The following is a 21,781-nucleotide window of genomic DNA, read 5'->3' as shown; positions in this document are numbered from 1 at the left end:
TAAACTTGTTGTTTTATGGTTCTGTCAACTTGACAGCACATCCCCTGATTTTTTCATCGTGTCAACTGTCGGCTCATTTGATAACCTATCCAATATCATTTCTTACGACCTACTGACCTTAAAACAATTCCTGTTATGATCATTGCAATACTGATTATTATTTCTGGAAAATGTGCAAAGATAAGCCAGCATCTTTCTACTGGAGCTTTGGTATCAGGAGGAAAATGAGAGGATGACTGAGGTGGATTGATACATGCATTTGGAAGATCATTTACCAAAAAAATAAATAAAATAAAGCCTCCTACACTCAAAAATGCCCATCCAAACCTTACATAATTATTCATAAGCTAGCCTTCTGAATCAAAGTTTTCCATTTATCGTTACCTTGAATTGTAATTCCGCAAACTTCTGATGGCGTCTTACCGTCTAATGCCATGTGAGGTCTAATGTAATTGTGATAAATTTGATAACCTGAAATCAATGGAGAATCATCTTTCTTGATTCCCCTTACTACTTTCTCACGATCTCTAAACTCTCCATTTAGCCTTTCCATTTTGTTATTGTTCCTTTGTCCTTGCAATCTAATTTGCTTTATGTGAACTGTTCTAGGATTTTGTTGTGTTCGAAATTCCTTGTTATACGCATCTGCATAGCTTCTCAATCCATCTGTGATTATCACCTTTGGCTTTGTTCCAGTTACCTCTTTTGCCTGTTTGAATAACGTACTTGCATCATGCTTTTCTTTGGAATTTGCAACCTCTTTTGCTATCCAAAAACGAGTCTCATCATCCATTAATGCAAAAAGGTATTTCATATCGCCTTTTACTTTAACCCAGACTTCATCGGCTCGCCATGTGTCGCCTACTTGTGGAGTAATCTTTGATAGATAATTTTCCATGAGTTTAGTGTATTTTTTAATCCATTTGTAAATAGCCTGATGTGATACGTTTACACCTTGCAATCTCAAGAACTTTTGAATTGATCTTAGAGATTCGCCTGTAAAGTAGAGTTGCATTGCTGATGTTACTGCCTGTGAATTTGCTCGCATGTTTTCAAAACCAATATTGAAACTAAACCACTTGTTACATTCATTGCAGAACCATCTTTGAATATCAAAATTTTCATTGTGTCTTATTCCATGCTTTACTATTTTATCAGAATTGCAATGAGGACAAACTGAAACGTTTAGTTGCTCTATTGTTACTGCGTTTTCTTTTCTCACTTGTTCTCGAAGCCTGATACTAAATTCAACTGCGTGAATATGCTTGCAACAAATCTTTCTATAAGTGTGGTCAGGGCATCCGCAGATCCAACCTGATTCTGTTGATATGACATCATACTCTCTTTTTGTTGTTTGAGATTTGACATGATAGAGATTATCGCTAATTCTTAGAATCTGAACATTAGGATTAAGGGCTATCTCTTTTCCTTTTTCTTGTCTGTTGTTTGTTAGTGATTTCATTCTATATCTATTGATATAGTAGTTAGCGATATTAATAAATATATCGATAGTTATCATTAGGTATATGCAAATGAAACGAATCCTAGTATCTGTGCCTGAGGAAATGGAACGAGTATTAGAGAAGGAACGCAAAGAGAGAATGTTAGCGACTGTAGCTGAGACTATCCGAGTAATTCTTAGTGAGTATCTTAGAAAAACCTAGGAAGTGAATCTGAAGCATTGTCTTTTTTTTCTAATTCATAAAAATGTCGTTCAATACGATATTCCACTGCAAGACCTATTGGAATAGCAAAAACAACGACTATCGTTAATGCCAAAACAGTATCATTTGTAAGGTTAGTTTGAGCAATTTCTTTTTGCAAACTTCTATTAGTTTCTGCCTGTAATTTTGATAATCCTGATGAGATTGGTAGCGGTCTAAGTTCATAATATCCATCGTAAACATGTTTACCTGAAAAAAATAATACCGTTACATTTTGTTCTCCTTCGGCTACAGGTGTTATTGTACCGTTTGCAGTAAGGAAAATATCGTTATGTGTAAAATTAAATAAATCACTATATCCAACATCTTTCATTGGGGTTCTTTCAAGACCCAAAAGATTATCTGCACTTGCTTGAGAATCATGATCCCCCAATGAAGAATAAAATATATCTGTAGAATTTACTCCAATCACTTCTGTAAAATAATCTGTATTATTAGTTACAATAGCAATGCCATAAGTGATTGGATTTCCAACTGTAAAATCATCAATTGTTCTGTATGTTGCGACTGCTTGCATGTATGCCGATTTAATCATTTTAGGTGATGATATTTTATGAATATTAAGCCAATTAGGCTTTGGTTCAGGTTTTTGTGTTTCCTTATAATCATCAAATATTTTGGGAACAAAAATGCAAAGAACTACGATTATGGCTATACTAAAAATAATTAAAACTCCCCATGCTAGTCGATTTGTCCATTTTTGATTTATCAATAGATCATGGTTTCATGCAGAAGCCGAATAATAACATGATCACTAAAAATGGGCAAGATAAAGCAGTTGCTCCATAATACCCAATTTTTACTCCAAGTATAGATTCCGCATTGGTTTGAAGACCAAATATCGTAAGACTTCCAGTAATCATCATTATACTTATGATCGAAATGAAGAAAGCAATGGCTAGACTGTCTTTCAGTAAACCCACAATCCCCAAAATTCATTAGCATGAATCTTAGGTTGCAGTAAAAATGAGCCGATGGTTGACAAAAAGAAGTTGCCAACCAATGAGCCATCAAGTTTACAGAACCTGTTTTATGGAACTGTTACCTTGTAGGTTGATTTCGTAGATTTTTTTCGCTGTTTACTTCGGTTGATAAAAATATCTATTCTAGTTCTTCATCTGTTAAGCGTAGATATACTTCCTTTTTACATTGGATTTTTGTTTGGATTTCTCTTAATGTCAAGTTGTATAAATCAAATGGCATCGTACGATTGTTATAATAATTATTTACTACTTGGGTCTCTTGTTCAACAAGTTCGTTTATCATTGCAAGAAAATTATCGAGTAGGAATTTCTTAAATTCTGAGTGGTTCTTTAATTCCTCAAGCTTACTCATAGAAATATTATGAGCTACAAATATTCAAGGGTTTCCAATATCTTCTAATTCTTTCCATACAATCATCACACCAAAAATATCTTAATTGATAATCATAATCAAGGTCTAGCTTGATCTTACATAACGGACACTCATAGACCGTCAAGCTTCTCTCCTACTAGCATTTTGTATCAGAGTTAACCACTTGTTATCTCCTTCAATCTTTACTCCGCAGGCTTCGGCAGGCGTCTTTCCTTCTAATCCCATGTGTGGGCGTAAGTAATTGTGATACATCTGATAGCCATTAATGAGAACAGAATCCTTTGTTTTGATTCCTCTCACAACCTTTTCTCTATCTCTAAACTCTCCATTCATTCTCTCCATCTTGTTATTGTTCATGTCACCTTTCAAGTGGATATGACGAATGTGAATTGGTCTAGTCTGTCTGTTAACTTTCCATGATTTTAAAAAATTCTGGTATGCCATCTTCGTTGACTATTTCACCTAGATGTAGTTTGATCTCATTAATGATGTGATCATATTCAGATCCATATACTGACTTTAGGACAATTTTTAGAACTTCTGGATCTTTGTAGGAATCCCTCATCGCTTGGTTGTAGGCTTCAAGTTTGGCTATAACAAGATTATACTTGGTATTTCCCAAACTCATTAAAACAATTTCTATGGTTGATATTAGTGCATTTTTATGAAGTTCACTAAACCGTACTATTGCCTAACCACACCACTATTCACTTTCTAACACAAGGTTTTAACTATTCCCATGGTTGGAAACAATCAGAATTTTCTAAAATTAAACTAAAACTATTTTAGTTGATTTTTTGAAAAAATGATTTGATTAAAATTCATAAAACACTATCCTTAATTCTGTCATCTTACAAGTTGAATATTTCTGTTCTAGGTTAATTCATTATTACATTTTGGACAAACTGGTACGTCCATATCAACATGATAATCTCTTCTAGGCCTTGCTTGATATCCACACTTTTTACACGATCCAGTTGTTGACATTATAGGTACAATGAGTTGTACGTAATGATATAAGAGTATGATGTAAGGATCATATGATCTGCAGTTGTAGAATTTTTATTTATTTACAGGCGGATCTTTCATCAAGCCAACCTTAGAAAGTTGTTTGTAAGCCAAGAAAACTACAACTGCAATTATTAGGAAGTTTATTACATTTGAAATAAGATCGCCATATGAAAATGTGGATTTGCCAATAGTAATTCCTATTTTGTTCAAATCTCCAACATCTGGCGTAAGTAATCCTATGAATGGAGTTATGATATCATTTACAAATGAACTAATTAACTTGGAAGCTGCCTGACCAATAACAAAAGCAATTGCTAGTCCAATTACCGAAAACTTTTGTAAAAATTCCATAAATTCCTGAATGAATGATTTTTTTACTGGAGTTTCTTCTGCCATGTTTGTTGCCTGAATTGCCAACATAACTATTCTTTTATCAAATGTCTTTACGCAATCAACTAAATTGATTTCCATGGTTTTGTATAATTTGTAGTTTAGTTGACCTGAAAATTTTCAGTCTGATGATTCTATTATTTTTTGCTTTTTATCGACTGATATAGATCTTTGATTTTTTGATTACTTGGGTTTGTTTTTTCTAACATTCTACGATCAATACCAAAACTTTCAATTGCTTTCCACATTTCCTCTATGGATATTTCTTCGTAGCTCATGCAATCGCTGTCTTGTGGTGAAAAAACTATAATGTATCATGGTATGTACTAAAAAATTACACTTTATTGTAAAAAACTAATTTACAGATATGGTTATAATTTTAACAGAATTTATTATGCTACTTTCTCTTTCTTCGTTGTCCTGGTTTGTTTTGTCCAGGAACTCTTTTTAATTGAAATCTTTTTCTAAAATTTTCTCTATTTCTCATGCTGGAAATAATTCCATGCCTTTCTCTTGCTGGGACCTTTGGTGTTTGGCCTCTAACTTTTCCTGCTTTTGTAAGCGAACCGTGTGTTGGCACGAATCAACTTTTCTCTAATTCAATTTATGTATTTGGATCTACCAATATTTTGCTTTGATTTTCTCAATAACTTGCTCGTGTTCTCTGCCTTTTCGTCTTGCATATTTTTCCATTGCACTTAATGGCACTCCACCCAATGTTCTTGCTAAACCAGTAAATGCCTTTTTCCTAAATGAGCTGTTAGGTCCAGTCTTGTTCATGAATTTTTGAATTCCATATTTGAAGTTGTGTTGCCAAGTCTTGTACATGACACCAAGTTGTGCTGCATCCATTTCATTTCCTATATCAAAGAATTGTGATTTTTCTAACAACCCAATTGGAACAAATGTTAGCGGAGTTGCGGTAAACATGGATTCTGGCTGTTCTTGCTCTAATTCACTGATTATTCTAATTGTCTCCCATGCATCATCCTCGGTTTCATCGTTATCTAATCCCATAATCAATGTAAATGCAGGAATCCAGTGATTTTCATTAAGTGTTTTTACTCCTTCTTTTACAACCCAGTGCCATTCTTCTGGTTTGTATGGCGAAAGTTTTCTATCTGCATATTTACCAATTAATCTAAGACTTCCTGTTTCAAACCCACATTGAATTCCTATCAGATTATCTGCAGCTGCCTTGATAATTTTTGAAATATTTGGAATCAGTTTTTCATCTGCGATTGCTCCTGCTAATGTGCCATGTGTTGGGTTAGTATGTCCAATTCCAGTGGACATTACTGCAGTGAAAAGATCTTCTAGAGCATCTCTGTTAGGAGCCATGTTTTTGGTTTTTCTTGGATCCAATCCATAGACAAAAATATCATCGCTATGAAGCCATGCAGATTTTGCACCGCCTTTTTTTATGTTGATTTCTATTTCCTGTTTGACTTTCTCTGGAGGGTAGTATCGTAATGGTCTTAGTGTAACATCACAAAACTTGCAGCCTCTGCCACAGCCTCGCATTACCTCAACCATTCCGTGCATACTGGGCTCAACTATGTTAGGAATTTCATCAATTTCAGGCTCGTCCCAATAATGGACAAATCTTCCATGATATTTGTTTTCATCTTTTCCAAATTCTTTAATGTCAACTTTAAAATCGCTTTTTGCAAAAGGATTCATGTTTTCAAAATCTCCGTTCATTAGGTGATTGAAAAACTCTCCTGCATGTCCATCAATTTCTGGACCGATACCTCCCAACTCACCTTCTAGAACTGCATATAGTCCATATTCTTGAATTTTTTTTGGATCATAATTATACTGCCAAGTGCCAGATGCACCAGCAATTACTTTGGCGTTGCTGCCATTTTTTTTCTTTGCAGCATTAATTCTTAAGTGCAAGTCTCTGTTGTAAAATTCGTCATAGGACATTTGTTTGCGACCATATGTGAAGGTCATAGTTACTGGTCCCATTCCCAGAGGATCCATTTCATAGGTTCCTACTACTTGGGTTTCTGGACCAATGAATTTCTCTACATGATCTGGATGTGCTACAACTACATCTTCGCGCTTAAAGCCATCTCGCAAAAGTGCAGCCTCTACTTTCCTTAATCCATATGGTGCAAAATCAGCAATACCATTTTTGTGACCAATTGGGTTACATATGAAATCAAACAGAACCTTTGGAGTCACCTGATCTTTGAGGATATAATACCAAAAGCTATTTTTTGGTCTATGAGGATCGATAGCTGGCGCACAGCCAAAGAAAGTAGCTAGAGAAATTCCACGATAAGGCGACATTAGGGTACGATCAGCTGTCAAAACAATTTTCGGATGAGCCAATTTTCAAGTTTTGAGTGATTCTAATGACTTTTTAACCTTTCCAGTATTTCCAAGCAAGGTTTAGTAGTCTTCAAGCATTCCTGCCTTATTTCTATGAGTGAGACCAAATTCTTTGTTTGTGAGGAGGTATTTACCATCAAAGACAGTACCGTCTCTACATGCCAGAACTTCGCCAAAACAACAGCTCCCACATATACCCATACCGCATTTCATCATTCTTTCAATACTTGCTTGAACATGGATGTTTTTTGACGATGCCAGTTGCACTACTTTGTGCATCATTTTTTCTGGCCCGCAGGTATAAACTGCATCAAATTTTGTTTCAGAGAGTAAATTTTCCACTACCTGTGTTACAAGTCCAGATTTTCCATATGAACCGTCTTCTGTAGCTACAATTACTTGATGTTTATTATATTCAAGAATTTGATTTGCCATTTTTTCAAAAAATACTTCATTTTTTGTTTTTGAACCAATAAGTAATGTAACGTCATCTGTTTTTTTAAGAAATGTTAGCAGGCGCATCAATGGAACTAAACCCGTACCCCCTCCCACAAGCAGAATCTTGCCTTGCTTTATGGTAAAAGAATTCCCGTATGGACCCCTAACTCCAATTTGTTCTCCTGCTTTGAGTGAATAAAGTTCAGTTGATGCTATACCGTGCTTTCTTACAGTAAATGCAGCCTTTCCTTTTTCCTGCGATATCATTACGCTCATAGGAAGTTCATTTATTCCAGGAATCCAAACCATAGCAAATTGTCCAGGTAAAACATTAGAAAGAACTTCGTCTGAGAAGACCAATGTTCGCACGGTGGGAGTTTCATCTATTATTTTTTCTATCTTTACAATTGTTGGTACATCAGAATTTCTTTGCAATTCCAACTATCTCCTTTATCTTTGAAAAATTTTTCTTTTCCATGTATTTGGATATGCCGCTATTAATTTCTGAAAATACACCAACCCATTTGTCTACTAGCGCACTACCAATTTGTACTGCACTAGCACCAGCAAGTATGAATTCAATTGCATCTTCCCAGCTTGATACTCCTCCACACCCAATAACAGGAATATCAAACTTTGAGGAAATCTCATAAACACATCTTACTGCAATTGGTTTTATTGCAGAGCCAGACAGACCTCCTATTTTGTGACTAAGAATGGGTCTGGTTGTTTCTACATCTATTGCCATGGCACGAACCGTGTTAATTGCAGTAATTGCATCAACACCAGACTCACAAGCTATTCTGACGGTTTCCAAATAGTCTGAAGAACCCAATCCTACTTTTGCTATTACCGGAACTTGCGAATGTGATTTTACAGATTTTACTATTTTATGTACAAGTTCAGGATCATCTCCTACCTCTAGTCCTACTTTTTCCACATGAGGACATGACAAGTTAAGCTCGTATCCAAGAATTTTGACATTTTCAAATTGTTTAATCATAAAAACAAAGTCTTCAGGAATTGAACCAACAAGGCTTACAATTATCGGAACTGTTTTGTTTAACGAAATCATTTTTGCAAAATATGGAGCTCCTGGATTTGAAAGACCTACGGCGTTAAGATAACCTGTTTTTACGCCAACAACAGTAGGGTTTGGATAACCTTCCCAAGGTTCTTTGCTTAGTGATTTTGTAACTACTGCCCCTGCTCCGTCTTTATATAGTCGATCAAAAACATCAAGTGAGATACCCAGAATTCCAGATGCAAGCATTGTTGGTCGTTCAATCTTAATCGCACCCACTTCAGTTGAGATATCAGGCTTCACTTCTAATTATAAAAAATTGTTCTCTTATAACAGTTAATGTAAAGCCCGCCTAGAATGTTACCTTTTTTAGTAAGGCGTTGGAAAACTGTGAATATGCATTTTGTTATTTTAACAGAATTAGGAATTGCAGTATTTAATGAAAATACATGTGTAAAATCTATTCCATTTTTAAACCCTGCAAAAGAATATGTTGAAATAAAAAATGAAAAATCAGATATTACTCAATTACAAGAAGCACTTTCAAAAATTATTTCTGGAATTTTTGTTAATGATTCTTCATTGTTAAAGATTTTGAAAAAAAATTCAATAGATTCTGAATTAATGGAAGAATCCAAGATAGAACACATACAATCATCAAAGCTGAGAGTCCTTGTTGATTCTGGTTTTGCAAAAGATGAGTCAGATGCAAGAACAAAGCTGAGAGACTTTGCTATTCAGCTTTCTTCATCCAGAGTGACTGAAACTTCGGAAAGTCCTGATTTGCACATAATTCAGGCAATAAACACATTGGATGAAACTGACAAGATAATAAATGCACTTAGTTCTAGGCTCCGAGAGTGGTACGGATTACATTTTCCAGAGCTTGACAATATTATTGATAGCATAATAGGCTACTCAAAAATTGTTCTAGCTGGTAAAAGAGATAACATTACTCAAAGTGTTTACACAGATGCAGGATTTCCAGAAACAAAAGTGGAAATGCTTTCTCTCTTACAGAATAAAAGTAAGGGCGGACAGATTTCAGATGAAAATCTAGCCATTGTTCAAGCAATTGCAAAACAGATTTTGGAACTTTTTGAATTGCGTAGTAATTTAGAAAAACATGTAGAAACTCAAATGGAAGCTATAGCTCCAAACATTGCGGGCATACTTGGAACTGCAGTTGGAGCAAGAATTCTTGCAAGAGCTGGAAGTCTTAAAAGACTATCATCAATGCCTGCAAGCACTATACAGATTCTCGGAGCTGAGAAAGCACTTTTCCGCTCTCTTAAAACCGGAGCACAGCCACCAAAACATGGATTGCTTTTTCAGCATACTTTGGTACACGCTGCACCAAGATGGCAACGTGGTAAGATTGCAAGGGCAATTGCAGCCAAAGCAGCAATTGCTGCTCGTGTAGATGTTTATGGTGCTGGTAAGAATCAGATGTTATTTGAGAAATTAAATGTAAGAATTACCGAGATAGGTGAAAAATACAAAGAACCAAGTGAAAAAGAAACTCTAAGAGCCAAACAATATGATAGCGGTCATTCAAGAGGGCAAAGGGGATTTGGAGGAGATCGTCCACAGGGCGGAAGAAAATTTGGTGGAGATCGTCCACAAGGTGGAAGAAAATTTGGCGGAGAAGGTAAGCAAAGGGACGATTGGAAGAAAGGAAAAAAGAGAAAGTTTGGAAAACGAAGAAGATAATATTTTCTGGGTTAAAATAGATGGTGAAAAAAGACTAGCTACGATTAATCTAGTCCCGGGGAACCAAGTCTATAAAGAAAAATTAGTAAAAATTAAAGATGAAGAGTTTAGGGCGTGGGATCCATTCAGAAGTAAGCTTGCAGCAGCAATCATGAACGGTCTTGAAAGTTTACCAATTGTTAGAAAATCCAGAGTTCTTTATCTCGGAGTTTCAACTGGAACCACTGCAAGTCATGTTTCAGATATTGTAGGACCAAGCGGTATAGTCTTTTGTGTAGAGCATGCAAGCAGAGTTGCACGAGATTTTTTGGACAGAGTAGCATCATTTAGATCAAATATTGTTCCCATTTTGCAAGATGCAAGACAGCCAAAAGAATACTTTTCCGTTTATGGTACAGTAGATGTTGTCTATGTTGATATTGCACAACCAGATCAAACCGAGATAGCCATTCTTAATTGCAAAACTTATCTAAAAAAAGGCGGTTATTTGATGCTTGTAATTAAAACCAGAAGTATTGATGTAGTACAAGAACCTGCCCAAGTAATAAGAAATGAAATTAAAAAACTAGGTCCCAATTTTGAGATGGTTCAGGAAATAAACTTGGATCCCTATGAAAAAGACCACGGAATGGCAATTGCAAGATATCTAGGCTAGATTTTATTCATCATTATTTTAACTGGCTTCCAGCTTTTACGCACAAATTCTGGCGTTTTATTATGTTCCAATATCCAGTTCTTGATGAAGATCATAGTTTTAGAATCAGATGGATAGCCACTTCCTAGATCGTATTTTTTTCTTAGTTTTTCAATTTCCCTATCTCTATTTACTTTTGCTACAATAGAGGCTGCAGAAACTACAGCAAATCTACTATCTGCATGATGTCTGGAAAAAATTTTACCGGACTTAGCAAGCTTTGAAATTTCTTTACCAAACCTGACTGGATTTACATCACATGAATCAACATAGGAAGAATTTGGTTGTAATTTTGCAATTACTTTGGCCATGTATTTTGCTTCCAAGTGGTTTAGTTGGTTCTTGTTTACGCTTTCATCTATTATTTTAGGAGAGATTTTTGCAATGTGATAATTGTCTACAATGGCAATTATTTTTTTATACAGTATTTCTCGTGTTTTAGGACTAAGCTGTTTTGAATCTTTAACTCCAATTTCTGATAGGTGTTTTATCTTTGTGCGTTCAATAGATATTCCTGCTATGACAAGTGGACCTAGCACAGACCCTCTTCCTGCATCATCTACACCACAAATTATCATTTGTGTTTTTGTTGCGCTAGATGTATTAAATCATTTTAGACTAGCAATTGTGAAAGAAATTGGAAATCAATGATCTTGTAGAAACGGTAGAGGGAAAGACCAAACTTTTAGTCCCTAAAGATTCACTTTTAGTAAATGCTCCACCTAAACAACCAGCTTTTTTCAATCCAAGAGCAAGGATAAGTAGAGATTTTTCCATTATAGCATATTCAACATTTTTACAAAATTTCAAGGGCCCAAAAGTTTTTCTTGATTCTCTTGCAGGCACTGGTGCAAGAAGTATTCGAGTAGCAAATGAGATAGAGTTTGTTGAGAGGGTTGTTGTTAATGACATCAATCCAAACGCTATTGAAATTGCCACAAGAACATCAAAGTTAAACAATGTTACAAAGTGTGATTTTTCGGAAAATGAAGCGTGTAGATTTCTTAGTCTACATTCTAAAAGAGATACCCGTGGAGCTATCGTAGATATCGATCCCTTTGGTTCTCCTACAAGATTCCTTGATTGTGGTATACGTGCCACATCCCACGGAGGTCTTCTTTCAGTTACTGCAACAGATCTACCTGTCTTACATGGATTATATCAAGAAGCATGTAAGAGAAAGTATTATGGAATTCCTGTAAGAACAGAATATGGAAACGAAATTGCAATACGATTGATTCTAGGATGTATTCATCTAGTAGCTGGTAGATTGGATGTTCAGGTTGTGCCACTCTTTGTACAAACCAACATGCATTACTACAAGGTCTATGTCAAAGTGTTAGTAAGAACTGATCCTCAAGAAAATATGGGCTATATCGTACATTGTAAAAGCTGTGGTCACAGAAAAATACAAAATGAAAAAGGCATCTCTTGCGAAGTTTGCGGTACGAAACTAGAATCTGCTGGACCTCTCTGGATTGGTGAATTATATGATAAAGCGTTTGTTGATGCAATGTTAGATGAACAAAAAAAATTCCTAGTTGACAAGTCTTGTGAAAAAATATTATTCAGATGCCAGAATGAAATAGGCATGCCAAGCACCTATTTTACTCTAGACGAGATTGCACGAAAGAAACAATGTGCCCCACTATCCCTATCAAAGATAATAGAAAAGCTTCAAAATGAAGGATACAAGGTCAGTCAGACTTCACTAAACCCTTCAGGGTTTAGGACAGACGCACGAATAGACAAAATATTGCAGATTTTTTAAAATTAAGATAAGTATCCAAGGCAGACAAAATAGAGTTCACTACTTGTTTTCCTACTTGCTTTTGGTTTTCTCAACTGCACTTTGGTAAATTTCTTTTTTATATAATCTCTAAATTCATTAGAATATTCTCCATCAAATACCTTAAACAATGCATTTCCCTTGTAAGCCAATACATGATCCATTATCTTAGTCGCTGCATAGTTTAGTGCAATCTGTTTAGCATGATCAATTGACCATGTTCCACTTACTTGTGGAGATAAATCACAGATTACAGCATTTACTTTTCTCCCAAAATATGAAAAAACCTCTTCAACTATTGATTCATCTTCAATATTTCCTCTTATGATATGGGCATTTGGAATTTCTTCTACAAAAGATGTATCAACACCCAATACTTTGCCTTTATTTCCTGCAAGTTCAGTGGCAACTTGTGTCCATCCTCCAGGTGAACATCCAAGATCAAGAACGTAAAAACCTGGACCAATTATTCTGTATGATTTATTTAATTCTTTTAGTTTGTATGCAGCTCTACTTCTATATCCTTCTTGATGAGCTAATTTTCTGTAAAAATCTCGTCGCGCATCAATTAATTTCATTTCTTTGGCTTTTTGACATTAGTAAATTCTGTTATAACCCATTGTTCAATTAATGGACAGGTTCTTGGACTTATCTCTCCCTCCAAAGTACATTTTGATTCCACTGGACAGATCAAACATGGTGCGGCTTCAATTGATTCTGTACTTACTGGTGCATGTGCGATTTTCAATTTGTATGTCCAACGACCATTTTCTAAAACTTTTTCTCGTTTTATCATATTTTGTCGCTCAAGTTTCAGAGCCAATCTAGAACCATCTCTGCTAGTCAATTTCATTTTTTTCCACAGATCACTTTGGAATATTCCTTCATCTCCGCTTTTTGTTACAATATTACGAACATTAGCAGTAAGTTTTTCCATGTCCAGTCCTTCAATCTCAAAGTTTTCTAGTTCTTTATCTGAGATTTCTTCAAATTCATCTTCTTCAGGTTCTTTTTTAGAGGCTGTTTTCTTTTCAGTGGTTTTCTTTTCAGCTAGTTTTTTGACTGCTAATTTTTTCTTTTCAGCAATTTTCTTTTCAGTTTTCTTTTCTTCTATTTTTTTTGCAGATTTCTTCTCTTTCTTTTTAGCCATAAATATCACTTAATGATGCAATTGCTCCCAGAATATTTGGGTTCAAAGCAATATAATAACATAGCATTTGATTTATTGAACTTTAAAGTTAGCAGTTGACTTTATGGTGTTTTGATTGTTTTTGTCTTTCATTTCTGCTACAATTTCGTAATTACCTGATTTTCCGATTATCTGTGAAAATGTATCATGAATTGGCAAAGTCAAATTATTTTCTGCAAAGCATTGTGAAAAGTAACCATTTTGTGCCGCTACTTGGTTTGGAGATGTGTCAAGATTATAAATTGTGATATATAGATCACCACAATCAAACGAAGTGTTATTGACTGCCACAGTAATGTTTACTGGTGTAAAGACGGAATAAGAATTCAAGAGGTTTTGAATTTTAATGTCGTTGTCTCCTGTTTGGGTTGGTTGATGAGAAACAAATTGCCACATGTTAAGATGTCGATCTGGTTGACCTAGTACATTTGATAGTACTGATACACCAAAAACTATTGAAATTACAACTGGAAAAACAAAAACGAGCAAAGCTATCTTTTGCACAGCCATTTTGTTATCTAACCACTTTCATTCCCTTATATCTATTTAGTCAAAAAAATTAGTACGGCAACAGATAACTTTGACGAATAAGTTAAATCATAGACAAGCCCATAGGCGCTAGATGCGACTTCGAAAATTTAGAGTACGTGCATTTCGTTGCATTCATGATTCTGGCGAAATAAAAGTTGGTGATTTAGCCGCTTTCGTCGGAAGAAATGAGAGTGGAAAAACAACAATACTTGAAGCACTTACTTTACTTAACAAGGATTCCAAAGTTTCTGAATTAGATCTATGCGATGAGATGACAGATGAGCTAAAATCAGAAATACGGGTAGCAGAGGGGGATTTTGAACTAAATGAAAAAGAAATAAAGTTAATTCAGGAAAAGTTCCCAAACTTACAGGATATCAAAGCCATAAAAATATACAGAACTCAGACAAATCCAAGAGCACAATATGACTTTGGCGATGTAAAAATCAGTGGCGAGGCAAGCAAGAGGCTAAACTCTTGGGAAAACTTTGCTGAGCGTATTGAAACCTTTGTATCTAATATTCCAAATCCCATTCGAATAAGAGTAGATACGAAGTTCTTGCAGGGCCATTCCCCAAGAACAAGAGATGCATTTACCAACATGATGGCAGAATTCAATAATCAGATTTACCTATTGGCATCAGAAGACAGGCAAGTAATTTCAGAATGGGAAAAAATATACAAAGATGTAGACAATATCTATGACAATCTACTTGTAGGAACGACCGAACGTTCAGCGCTTGAAAATTTTATTGAAGACAAATTACATCCAAGGTTTGTTTATTTTTCAGATTACAAAAAGATCCTTGGAAATATCGATCTTAATGAGTTTTTGAAAGAATCAAAAGGCATACGACCAAAAGGATTAGAATACATTGAGGAGTTTGACAAGGCAGAAACAGTCAAGAATTTATTTTATTTAGCAGAACTTGATGCAAATAAACTGGAAGAAGTAGCAAGTACTCCTTCAAGACTGATAAAACTTTTGCACACTACAAGTAGGAAGCTAAGTGAGAGATTAAATCCTGCTTGGAAAGGTGATCCTATTCATGTTGAGTTAAGATATAATCCAGGAAACATATTGAGTGTTGTAATTTCTGATGTTCATAAAGATGGTACAGTTACAAACACTGGGCTTTTGAACAGAAGAGCAGAAGGATTCAAGTGGACGTTTTCATTTATTGTGAACTTTGCTGCAGAGACACAGAGATCAGAATTAAAAGAAGCGATATTACTTCTTGACGAGCCTGCAAGAAATTTGCATCCAACTCAACAGCGAGGAATTTCTGATTTGTTAAAGAATCTTGCTGGGTCTAACCAGATTCTATATGCAACCCATTCTCCGTTTATGATATTTGATTATACTCCAGGAAACTTACTTGTTGTAGAACTTGATAAGAGAAAACATCTTAGCCACATTTATTATGATTATTGGAATGCCGATGACCTAACACTTACTCCAATTCTTTATGGCTTATCCAGGGGTCTTGTAGAGTCAATTATTGATAGACAAATCGGATATAATTCAAGACCTGTCATTATTGTAGAAACAATGACTGATTCTATGTATCTAAATGCATTTGATAGATTCTTAAAAGATCCTAATCTTTCGATGAACCCATTGAACATAGTTCCAGCATACAACAAAAATTCAGTTTTACCACTTTCCATATTTTACAGAAATCATGGATACAACACATTTGTACTTCTAGATAACACAGATCAATCACGTCAGATTTCCACATTATTGCAAACAAATGGTTTCAAAGCAGTTCAGATGATATTTTTTGAACTTGGCGGTCAACCACGACAAGCAATAGAAGATCTCATAATAGATGAAGATTATCTCTATGCTGTCAATCAAACATATGAAATCAAACTACGAAAAGAAGGATACACCAATCTAACTAGGGAAGATCTTGTTGCAAAAGGTAAAAAGAGTATAATAGATAATCTAAATGAGATCTGGAGAGAAAATCAACATCTTGGTTGGGAGAAATTTGACCGTGAGGATATTTGTAGATATATATGTGAAAAAATTGCACTTGAAGAAACTGAATTTTTGTCTGATAAAACAAAGGATCAATTCAGATCAATATATAGACTGATTGCTGAGAGAATAAGACAAAACCAGAATATTGTTTCTGAGACTTCCATTCCACATAAAAGATAATTTTTCAGAAAATAGCTAGAATTTGTACTTTACTCATCTATACTATCATTCCAAATGCAAAAAAAAATACTGGCATGAATAAAAGCTGGTTAAAGTTTAATTTGGAGAGAGATTTTGTTTTGTTATGATGTATACGTCAATTAGGGCAATCCTTCTTTTAGTTTTGCTTGTATCTAGTTCATTTACTTCGTTATTTTTCACAGAAGCACATGCTGTAACTAATCTTGTTACAGTAACTGCCTCAAGTAACGATATGACGACAACTTTGCAATTTACTAACAATGCTGGAGACATTTCTGATATTAATTCTGTAATTTTGCAAATTGGTCAAGGAGGGAATTTTAAGTCATTTAAGACAGACAGTGGTTGGTTTGGCATAAAAAGTTCTGTCGACACACTGACCTTTACTTCTACAAACCCAATAAAAGCTAGACAGTCAGTAAATTTCATTATTAAAACGGATCAATCAAATCCAGATATAATGTGGAAAGCATTAGATATAAAAAACAATGAACTTGGTTCAGGAGAGATTGGTACATCTTCACCTGGAACACCATCTTCACCTGGAACACCATCTACCAATCAATCCGGAATATCTGATGGCTCAAGTTTCAGAATTATTCCTTCTACGCCAAGTCCTGGTATCAACGTACGGGTTGTTGGTCAAAGCTTTTCATCTAATGCAAATCTTGATTTGTATATAGGAAATAACAAGATTGATTCCTTTACAACTAATAATGATAATTTTATAGTAACTACAAAAATTCCAGATGATCAACCAACTGGTAGTGTAAGTTTCTTTATCAAAGATCAAAATGGTAATTCAAAAACATTTAGTACTATAATTCAACCGATACATCAAAGAGCTAATATCGCTATTCTGAATGTACCATTAACTATCATTGCAGATTCAATATACCACCGAGGAGAATCAAAGACACTTTCTGGAACTGCAACTCCTGGCGTCACTTTAACTATAACAGTACTAGATTCAAACGGTAAAACAGTTACAACTTTTACAACAACTGCGGATAAAACAGGACATTATTCGTATACTACCATAGTTCCTATAGACGCACCTTTTGGAGAATATACAGTCGTAGTTTCTGATGGCAAAAATAAAGTATCTAAAGCTCATAATATAGTAACAACTCATCAGTTTGTACTTTCAACATCACAACAAGAAGTTGATCCGGGTAAAACCATAATAATTAATGGTACATCTATTGCCAATCAGCCTATTGCATTTAGAATTAATGATCCCGCAGGGAATCAAATCTTTGCAAAGGATCTTAATGTTACATCTGATGGAAAATTTGCAATAGCATATCCAATGAGTGTTGGAGCAACAAAGGGCACTTACATAGTAACGGCTTCACAAGGAACCGACGAAGTTACTGTCTACTTTGGAGTTGGCGAACAGCCAGTACCACAGCTTACACTTTCAATGGACAAACTAAACTATCAAAATGCAGAAAAGCCTGTTATCAACATATCAGGCCCACCCACTTCAACTCTTAATTTAGTGATTGTAGATCCATCTGGCAAACAAAAGTTTGCAGATACTGTTTTGTTAGGACCTGATGGGTTAGTTGCTTATTCTTTTAATGTCACGTCGTACACCCCTGGAATATATTCAGCTGTAGTTACAAGAGGAAACGATAAAGCAACAGAAAATTTTGCAGTGGGTCTTCAAACTGGTTGTGGAACAATAACGATGAAAACTGTAAAGGACACATATTTCTTAGGAGACACCATCATAATACTAGGTAAGTCCAATCCAGATTGTATAATTCGAGTCACTCTTTCTGATCCCAATGGTGTTATTGTCAAATCTATGGAGACATTCAGTGACAAAACAGGAACCTTTTCCTCAACAGATTTTAGAATTCCTAGTGACGGTACGGTGGGAACTTGGCAGCTCGATGCCACTAGTGGTATTAATCACACAAGTATTCCTCTCACAATAAAATCAGGTAATGAAGGAATAAGTGTTAAGCTTGACAGAATTCCTCCAATTTATGTCAGGGGGAACGACATTGTAACGATTTCTGGCACCGGTGCTGGTAACGATGCTAACGTAATCATCAATGTGCTTGGTACTAACGGTACTCAAATTACATCTTTTAACATATCATCAACAAATGTAGGAGATTTTAGCACGGTGTGGAAGATACCCATTAGCTTCAATCCTGGATCTTATGCAATTCAGGTAAAATCTGAAAAAGGTCAAGCGACTACAAACCTAAGTATTCAATAATAAGATTTTTAATTAGAAATATTTTTTACATCCACCTAGTGCCTGTCATACTGTGAATCTTAAAGAAAAAATTGCAGAAATACCAGATTTTCCTAAAAAGGGAATTTTGTTTCGTGATATCAGTCCTCTACTAAGAGATCCATCTGCTCTCTCGCTAGTTGTGGATGAATTTGCTAAACTTTACCATACAAATGAGATCGATGTAATTGCAGGAATTGAATCAAGAGGTTTTCCCCTAGCTTGTGCACTTGCATTAAGATATAACAAAGGAATGATAATGATACGCAAACAAGGAAAGTTGCCAGGAGCTACTAGGAAAATTTCCTATAACATAGAATATGGAAGTGCTACAATGGAAATTCAAAACGATGCCATAAAAAAAGGAGAAAAAGTACTCATTTGTGACGATCTATTAGCTACTGGCGGAACAGCAAAGGCTGCAGCTAAACTAGTTGAGAAAATTGGTGGCACCGTAACTGGATTTGCATTTATAATAGAATTAACGGATCTAAAAGGTTCAAAAGAAATTAAAAGCTACAGGCATGAATCACTAGTGAAATACTAATGGAACAAGCAGAAATAGGCATATTTGGTGGAACCGGAATTTATGATTCTGGTCTACTGACTGAAAGCAAAGAAATTACTATTGATACTCCATTTGGAAAGACGTCAGATTCTATAACAGTAGGACTTTTCAAAGGCAAAAAAGTTGCATTTATGCCACGGCATGGAAGAAAACATACGATTCCACCTCATTTAATTAATTTCAGAGCTAACATTTGGGCTTTCAAAGAAATGGGCATAAAAAGAATAATTGCACCTTCCGCAGTAGGAAGTCTAAAACCAGATCTCAAGCCTGGAGATTTTGTCTTACCATCACAATTTATTGATTTTACAAAGTCAAGAAAGTATTCTTTTTTTGAGGGAGAGAAGGTAGTTCACATATCTGTTGCGGATCCTTTTTGTCCAGAACTTCAAGATGCGGCAAGCAGAGCTGCAGATAAAATAAATTTAAAGATTCATAAAAATTGCACATATGTTTGCATAGAAGGACCTAGATTTTCAACACGTGCTGAATCAAAATTCTATAAAGAGGTAATAGGAGCTGACATTATAGGCATGACTTTGGTACCAGAATGTCAACTTGCCAGAGAAGCTCAAATATGTTATGCTTCAATTTCAACTGTCACAGATTATGATGTATGGGCAGATAAACCAGTAACTGCAAAAGAAGTTTTGGAAACATTATCAAAAAATGTTGAAACTACAAAGAAAATTCTCACTCTTATTCCTGATTTAATACCACAACAAAGAAATTGTTCTTGTGAAAAGGCGTTAACAGAAGCTCAGTTTTAACTGTCGGCAAAAGTTTCTTTTTTGAGTCCTTCTGGCAAAGTAATATCTCCATGAACCAATTTTTGTTGAAGTTCGTTAATCACTTCATCTACATTGTAACCCAATTTGGCAATTGCTTTCTGAGTAGATTTAGGAATTTTTGCTCCAATATTATGACCCCCAATTCTTCCAAAAGCAATAGCATTGAATCTAAATGAATAAAGTTCATCGAGGGTAAAAACGCCAGTAATTTTAGCAGCTATTTGACTTCCATGAACATTGTTGATATGAACCCTAAGATTCATGAATAACTCCTAAATTTCAACTGCCTTGTTAACAGAGCTTTCTATAAGAAAATTCCAGTGTTTTTCATCTTGAATCTTAAAGTCATTTACTTTGAGTTTTATTACTTTTTCATCCAGACATTCATGTTGGATCTCATCATCTTTTCTAAGCTTTACAAGCTTCCATTTTTCTTTATGTTTTTTTAAATTACATAAAAGAACTGACCATTTTTGATCTTTGTCTATTTTTGGCATTCCTACATAATCCACTATACTTTCAATTCCTAGTTGTTTTTCTTCACAGAATATTTTTTTACATATAACGCAGCGCCAGATATCAACTGAGCCAATTGTTCTTTTTTCATAATTTATGTTTGTTACACCAAAATAAACTATTTCATGTTTACATGTCTCTTGATCTGTTGACATTGTTTCTTCTCCAGATATGGTTCTATTTAGTTCTTGCATCATCATATGGTTTTTCTAAAACAATAGATATGTTATCGACAAGTATATTTTTTTTAAATTCAATATTTTCTCTTTGGCACATACGTCTATACATATTTACAACAGCAAATCTTGGATGTGTTGATTCAAATTCTGTTGTTGTTATATCAATAAAACCACCAAGTCTGACTAGACTTTGTGCAGCTTCTAGTGCTACTGAATCAGATATTTCTAATTTTTTTGCAATAGTTTCTGCTGACATTTTGCCATTTTTTATAACCAAAACAAATACCTTTGTTTGAATATGTGAGAGCCTAAGCTCCGAGACAAGTTTTTCTTCAACATTATTCAAATTTACACTCATAACGTCTGAGAAAATCGCGATGTAATTAAAGATGAGGCATACATCGTATAGTTGGAATTAAATATTAAACTAAAGCAGTTCAAATATGAGGTTAATCATAGGCATCACTGGTAGCTCGGGTATCCTTTATGGAATAAGAATGTTAGAAGTTTTAAAGAAGTATAACGTTGAAATTCATCTAATCATGACAGAGTGGGCAAAAAAATGTCTTGTTTTAGAGACAGAATATGATTTCAAATATGTGAGATCTCTTGCAGATCATTATTCTGATGACTCTAACATGGCTGCTAGTATTTCAAGTGGAACCCACAGAACAGATGGAATGATTGTAATTCCATGCAGTATGAAAACACTTTCAAGTATAGCAAATGGTTATGAAGAAACCTTGGTTGCAAGAGCAGCTGGAGTTACGATGAAAGAATCAAGAAAGTTAATACTTGTTCCACGTGAAACACCAGTTACGAGTATACATCTGGAAAATATGTTAAAACTTGCAAGAATAGGAGTGATCATCCTACCTGCAATGCCAGGATTCTACAATAGACCAAAAACCATAGATGATGTACTAAATCACATTGTTGGAAAATGTCTTGATCAATTCGATATCGATCACGATTTGTTCAAACGATGGGAAACTACCTAAAATATTTTACAAAATATTTCATAATTTAATTAGAAATTAGACCAACAAAAAAACTCGAGTCCAATAGGTTTAC

The 21,781-nt window shown here is 34.9% G+C and carries 28 protein-coding genes; 9 read left to right on the top strand and 19 right to left on the bottom strand.

Features of this window, described 5'->3' with window-relative positions; genetic code table 11:
- Positions 1-95: 95 nt before the first annotated feature.
- Together VEU72_08695 and VEU72_08690 are read right to left on the bottom strand one after the other, a co-directional pair.
- Entirely contained in the window at positions 96-344 is a 249-nt protein-coding gene (locus tag VEU72_08695) for a hypothetical protein (GenBank protein HYL67207.1), read from the bottom strand.
- Positions 341-1,462 carry a DDE-type integrase/transposase/recombinase gene (locus tag VEU72_08690; protein ID HYL67206.1) on the bottom strand — a complete coding sequence of 374 codons (1,122 nt, stop codon included), beginning with the start codon at positions 1,460-1,462 and terminating at the stop codon, positions 341-343. Before VEU72_08690 ends, VEU72_08695 begins: the two co-directional genes overlap by 4 nt.
- A 70-nt stretch (positions 1,463-1,532) precedes the next feature.
- On the opposite strand from VEU72_08690, the gene VEU72_08685 reads away from it, so the two are divergent.
- Positions 1,533-1,664 carry a hypothetical protein gene (locus tag VEU72_08685; GenBank protein ID HYL67205.1) on the top strand — a complete coding sequence of 44 codons (132 nt, stop codon included), beginning with the start codon at positions 1,533-1,535 and terminating at the stop codon, positions 1,662-1,664.
- On the opposite strand, the gene VEU72_08680 is transcribed toward VEU72_08685, so the two are convergent.
- The 10 genes from VEU72_08680 to VEU72_08635 all read right to left on the bottom strand — a co-directional run bounded on the left by VEU72_08680 (position 1,651) and on the right by VEU72_08635 (position 8,589).
- Positions 1,651-2,259, bottom strand: a complete 609-nt coding sequence (locus VEU72_08680) for a hypothetical protein (GenBank protein ID HYL67204.1) — start codon at positions 2,257-2,259, stop codon at positions 1,651-1,653. The two genes, VEU72_08685 and VEU72_08680, sit on opposite strands and share 14 nt — an antisense overlap.
- Positions 2,260-2,825: 566 nt before the next feature.
- Positions 2,826-3,059 carry a hypothetical protein gene (locus VEU72_08675; protein HYL67203.1) on the bottom strand — a complete coding sequence of 78 codons (234 nt, stop codon included), beginning with the start codon at positions 3,057-3,059 and terminating at the stop codon, positions 2,826-2,828.
- A 141-nt stretch (positions 3,060-3,200) separates the two neighbouring features.
- Entirely contained in the window at positions 3,201-3,524 is a 324-nt protein-coding gene (locus VEU72_08670) for a hypothetical protein (protein HYL67202.1), read from the bottom strand.
- A complete protein-coding gene (locus VEU72_08665; protein ID HYL67201.1) occupies positions 3,487-3,708 on the bottom strand; it encodes a hypothetical protein in 222 nt (73 codons plus the stop codon). The genes VEU72_08670 and VEU72_08665 overlap by 38 nt, the downstream gene beginning before the upstream one ends.
- Positions 3,709-4,142: 434 nt before the next feature.
- Complete coding sequence (gene mscL / locus VEU72_08660; GenBank protein HYL67200.1) at positions 4,143-4,562, bottom strand: large conductance mechanosensitive channel protein MscL; 420 nt, start codon at positions 4,560-4,562, stop codon at positions 4,143-4,145.
- Between the two features lie 56 nt (positions 4,563-4,618).
- Positions 4,619-4,759 carry a hypothetical protein gene (locus VEU72_08655; protein HYL67199.1) on the bottom strand — a complete coding sequence of 47 codons (141 nt, stop codon included), beginning with the start codon at positions 4,757-4,759 and terminating at the stop codon, positions 4,619-4,621.
- A 119-nt stretch (positions 4,760-4,878) separates the two neighbouring features.
- Positions 4,879-5,061 carry a 30S ribosomal protein S30e gene (locus VEU72_08650; GenBank protein ID HYL67198.1) on the bottom strand — a complete coding sequence of 61 codons (183 nt, stop codon included), beginning with the start codon at positions 5,059-5,061 and terminating at the stop codon, positions 4,879-4,881.
- A gap of 38 nt (positions 5,062-5,099) precedes the next feature.
- On the bottom strand, positions 5,100-6,782 hold the full coding sequence (locus VEU72_08645; GenBank protein ID HYL67197.1) for a radical SAM protein: 1,683 nt from the start codon (positions 6,780-6,782) through the stop codon (positions 5,100-5,102).
- Between the two features lie 102 nt (positions 6,783-6,884).
- Positions 6,885-7,697 carry a dihydroorotate dehydrogenase electron transfer subunit gene (locus VEU72_08640; GenBank protein ID HYL67196.1) on the bottom strand — a complete coding sequence of 271 codons (813 nt, stop codon included), beginning with the start codon at positions 7,695-7,697 and terminating at the stop codon, positions 6,885-6,887.
- Entirely contained in the window at positions 7,681-8,589 is a 909-nt protein-coding gene (locus VEU72_08635; protein HYL67195.1) for a dihydroorotate dehydrogenase, read from the bottom strand. The genes VEU72_08640 and VEU72_08635 overlap by 17 nt, the downstream gene beginning before the upstream one ends.
- Positions 8,590-8,682: 93 nt before the next feature.
- On the opposite strand from VEU72_08635, the gene VEU72_08630 reads away from it, so the two are divergent.
- Positions 8,683-9,999, top strand: a complete 1,317-nt coding sequence (locus tag VEU72_08630) for a ribonucleotide-diphosphate reductase subunit beta (GenBank protein HYL67194.1) — start codon at positions 8,683-8,685, stop codon at positions 9,997-9,999.
- A complete protein-coding gene (locus VEU72_08625) occupies positions 9,980-10,654 on the top strand; it encodes a fibrillarin-like rRNA/tRNA 2'-O-methyltransferase (GenBank protein ID HYL67193.1) in 675 nt (224 codons plus the stop codon). The genes VEU72_08630 and VEU72_08625 overlap by 20 nt, the downstream gene beginning before the upstream one ends.
- On the opposite strand, the gene rnhB is transcribed toward VEU72_08625, so the two are convergent.
- Entirely contained in the window at positions 10,651-11,271 is a 621-nt protein-coding gene (gene rnhB, locus VEU72_08620) for a ribonuclease HII (GenBank protein ID HYL67192.1), read from the bottom strand. The two genes, VEU72_08625 and rnhB, sit on opposite strands and share 4 nt — an antisense overlap.
- A 59-nt stretch (positions 11,272-11,330) precedes the next feature.
- Between rnhB and VEU72_08615 the strand changes: the two genes are divergently transcribed.
- Entirely contained in the window at positions 11,331-12,464 is a 1,134-nt protein-coding gene (locus VEU72_08615) for a tRNA (guanine(10)-N(2))-dimethyltransferase (protein ID HYL67191.1), read from the top strand.
- A gap of 2 nt (positions 12,465-12,466) precedes the next feature.
- Here the strand turns inward: VEU72_08615 and VEU72_08610 are convergent, their stop codons facing one another.
- The 3 genes from VEU72_08610 to VEU72_08600 form a co-directional block, all read right to left on the bottom strand.
- Entirely contained in the window at positions 12,467-13,060 is a 594-nt protein-coding gene (locus VEU72_08610; GenBank protein HYL67190.1) for an RlmE family RNA methyltransferase, read from the bottom strand.
- Positions 13,057-13,632: a transcriptional regulator gene (locus tag VEU72_08605; GenBank protein HYL67189.1), complete on the bottom strand. Its 576-nt coding sequence runs from the start codon at positions 13,630-13,632 to the stop codon at positions 13,057-13,059. The genes VEU72_08610 and VEU72_08605 overlap by 4 nt, the downstream gene beginning before the upstream one ends.
- 72 nt (positions 13,633-13,704) lie before the next feature.
- Entirely contained in the window at positions 13,705-14,181 is a 477-nt protein-coding gene (locus VEU72_08600) for a hypothetical protein (GenBank protein HYL67188.1), read from the bottom strand.
- A gap of 112 nt (positions 14,182-14,293) precedes the next feature.
- On the opposite strand from VEU72_08600, the gene VEU72_08595 reads away from it, so the two are divergent.
- The 4 genes from VEU72_08595 to VEU72_08580 all read left to right on the top strand — a co-directional run bounded on the left by VEU72_08595 (position 14,294) and on the right by VEU72_08580 (position 19,991).
- Complete coding sequence (locus VEU72_08595) at positions 14,294-16,375, top strand: AAA family ATPase (GenBank protein HYL67187.1); 2,082 nt, start codon at positions 14,294-14,296, stop codon at positions 16,373-16,375.
- A gap of 127 nt (positions 16,376-16,502) precedes the next feature.
- Entirely contained in the window at positions 16,503-18,635 is a 2,133-nt protein-coding gene (locus VEU72_08590; protein ID HYL67186.1) for a hypothetical protein, read from the top strand.
- Between the two features lie 52 nt (positions 18,636-18,687).
- The gene (locus VEU72_08585; GenBank protein ID HYL67185.1) at positions 18,688-19,200 is read left to right on the top strand and encodes an adenine phosphoribosyltransferase; all 513 of its coding nucleotides are present in this window, start codon (positions 18,688-18,690) and stop codon (positions 19,198-19,200) included.
- Positions 19,200-19,991: an S-methyl-5'-thioadenosine phosphorylase gene (locus VEU72_08580; protein HYL67184.1), complete on the top strand. Its 792-nt coding sequence runs from the start codon at positions 19,200-19,202 to the stop codon at positions 19,989-19,991. The genes VEU72_08585 and VEU72_08580 overlap by 1 nt, the downstream gene beginning before the upstream one ends.
- On the opposite strand, the gene VEU72_08575 is transcribed toward VEU72_08580, so the two are convergent.
- The 3 genes from VEU72_08575 to VEU72_08565 are packed head-to-tail and all read right to left on the bottom strand — an operon-like array spanning position 19,988 to position 21,065.
- A complete protein-coding gene (locus VEU72_08575; protein ID HYL67183.1) occupies positions 19,988-20,275 on the bottom strand; it encodes a hypothetical protein in 288 nt (95 codons plus the stop codon). The genes VEU72_08580 and VEU72_08575 overlap by 4 nt on opposite strands.
- A 9-nt stretch (positions 20,276-20,284) precedes the next feature.
- Complete coding sequence (locus VEU72_08570; protein HYL67182.1) at positions 20,285-20,683, bottom strand: hypothetical protein; 399 nt, start codon at positions 20,681-20,683, stop codon at positions 20,285-20,287.
- Positions 20,684-20,705: 22 nt separating this feature from the next.
- Positions 20,706-21,065: a hypothetical protein gene (locus tag VEU72_08565; GenBank protein HYL67181.1), complete on the bottom strand. Its 360-nt coding sequence runs from the start codon at positions 21,063-21,065 to the stop codon at positions 20,706-20,708.
- A gap of 85 nt (positions 21,066-21,150) precedes the next feature.
- Here VEU72_08565 and VEU72_08560 point away from each other — a divergent pair, with 85 nt between their 5' ends.
- Positions 21,151-21,708, top strand: a complete 558-nt coding sequence (locus tag VEU72_08560; GenBank protein ID HYL67180.1) for a UbiX family flavin prenyltransferase — start codon at positions 21,151-21,153, stop codon at positions 21,706-21,708.
- Positions 21,709-21,781: the final 73 nt, after the last annotated feature.

Source organism: Nitrosopumilaceae archaeon (genome assembly GCA_035631875.1).
Classification (GTDB): Archaea; Thermoproteota; Nitrososphaeria; order Nitrososphaerales; family Nitrosopumilaceae; genus TA-20.
Note: the sequence above shows the minus strand (reverse complement) of the source record. Positions and strands in the feature narration are given on the sequence as shown.

Excerpts from the sequence above, each read along its gene's own strand:
- VEU72_08695 (HYL67207.1), bottom strand. The coding sequence starts at position 344 with ATGAATAATTATGTAAGGTTTGGATGGGCATTTTTGAGTGTAGGAGGC.
- VEU72_08690 (HYL67206.1), bottom strand. The coding sequence starts at position 1,462 with ATGAAATCACTAACAAACAACAGACAAGAAAAAGGAAAAGAGATAGCC.
- VEU72_08685 (HYL67205.1), top strand. The coding sequence starts at position 1,533 with ATGAAACGAATCCTAGTATCTGTGCCTGAGGAAATGGAACGAGTATTA.
- VEU72_08680 (HYL67204.1), bottom strand. The coding sequence starts at position 2,259 with ATGATTAAATCGGCATACATGCAAGCAGTCGCAACATACAGAACAATT.
- VEU72_08675 (HYL67203.1), bottom strand. The coding sequence starts at position 3,059 with ATGAGTAAGCTTGAGGAATTAAAGAACCACTCAGAATTTAAGAAATTC.
- VEU72_08670 (HYL67202.1), bottom strand. The coding sequence starts at position 3,524 with ATGGCATACCAGAATTTTTTAAAATCATGGAAAGTTAACAGACAGACT.
- VEU72_08665 (HYL67201.1), bottom strand. The coding sequence starts at position 3,708 with ATGAGTTTGGGAAATACCAAGTATAATCTTGTTATAGCCAAACTTGAA.
- mscL (HYL67200.1), bottom strand. The coding sequence starts at position 4,562 with ATGGAAATCAATTTAGTTGATTGCGTAAAGACATTTGATAAAAGAATA.
- VEU72_08655 (HYL67199.1), bottom strand. The coding sequence starts at position 4,759 with ATGAGCTACGAAGAAATATCCATAGAGGAAATGTGGAAAGCAATTGAA.
- VEU72_08645 (HYL67197.1), bottom strand. The coding sequence starts at position 6,782 with ATGTCGCCTTATCGTGGAATTTCTCTAGCTACTTTCTTTGGCTGTGCG.
- VEU72_08630 (HYL67194.1), top strand. The coding sequence starts at position 8,683 with ATGCATTTTGTTATTTTAACAGAATTAGGAATTGCAGTATTTAATGAA.
- rnhB (HYL67192.1), bottom strand. The coding sequence starts at position 11,271 with ATGATAATTTGTGGTGTAGATGATGCAGGAAGAGGGTCTGTGCTAGGT.
- VEU72_08610 (HYL67190.1), bottom strand. The coding sequence starts at position 13,060 with ATGAAATTAATTGATGCGCGACGAGATTTTTACAGAAAATTAGCTCAT.
- VEU72_08605 (HYL67189.1), bottom strand. The coding sequence starts at position 13,632 with ATGGCTAAAAAGAAAGAGAAGAAATCTGCAAAAAAAATAGAAGAAAAG.
- VEU72_08600 (HYL67188.1), bottom strand. The coding sequence starts at position 14,181 with ATGGCTGTGCAAAAGATAGCTTTGCTCGTTTTTGTTTTTCCAGTTGTA.
- VEU72_08595 (HYL67187.1), top strand. The coding sequence starts at position 14,294 with ATGCGACTTCGAAAATTTAGAGTACGTGCATTTCGTTGCATTCATGAT.
- VEU72_08590 (HYL67186.1), top strand. The coding sequence starts at position 16,503 with ATGTATACGTCAATTAGGGCAATCCTTCTTTTAGTTTTGCTTGTATCT.
- VEU72_08580 (HYL67184.1), top strand. The coding sequence starts at position 19,200 with ATGGAACAAGCAGAAATAGGCATATTTGGTGGAACCGGAATTTATGAT.
- VEU72_08575 (HYL67183.1), bottom strand. The coding sequence starts at position 20,275 with ATGAATCTTAGGGTTCATATCAACAATGTTCATGGAAGTCAAATAGCT.
- VEU72_08570 (HYL67182.1), bottom strand. The coding sequence starts at position 20,683 with ATGTCAACAGATCAAGAGACATGTAAACATGAAATAGTTTATTTTGGT.
- VEU72_08565 (HYL67181.1), bottom strand. The coding sequence starts at position 21,065 with ATGAGTGTAAATTTGAATAATGTTGAAGAAAAACTTGTCTCGGAGCTT.
- VEU72_08560 (HYL67180.1), top strand. The coding sequence starts at position 21,151 with ATGAGGTTAATCATAGGCATCACTGGTAGCTCGGGTATCCTTTATGGA.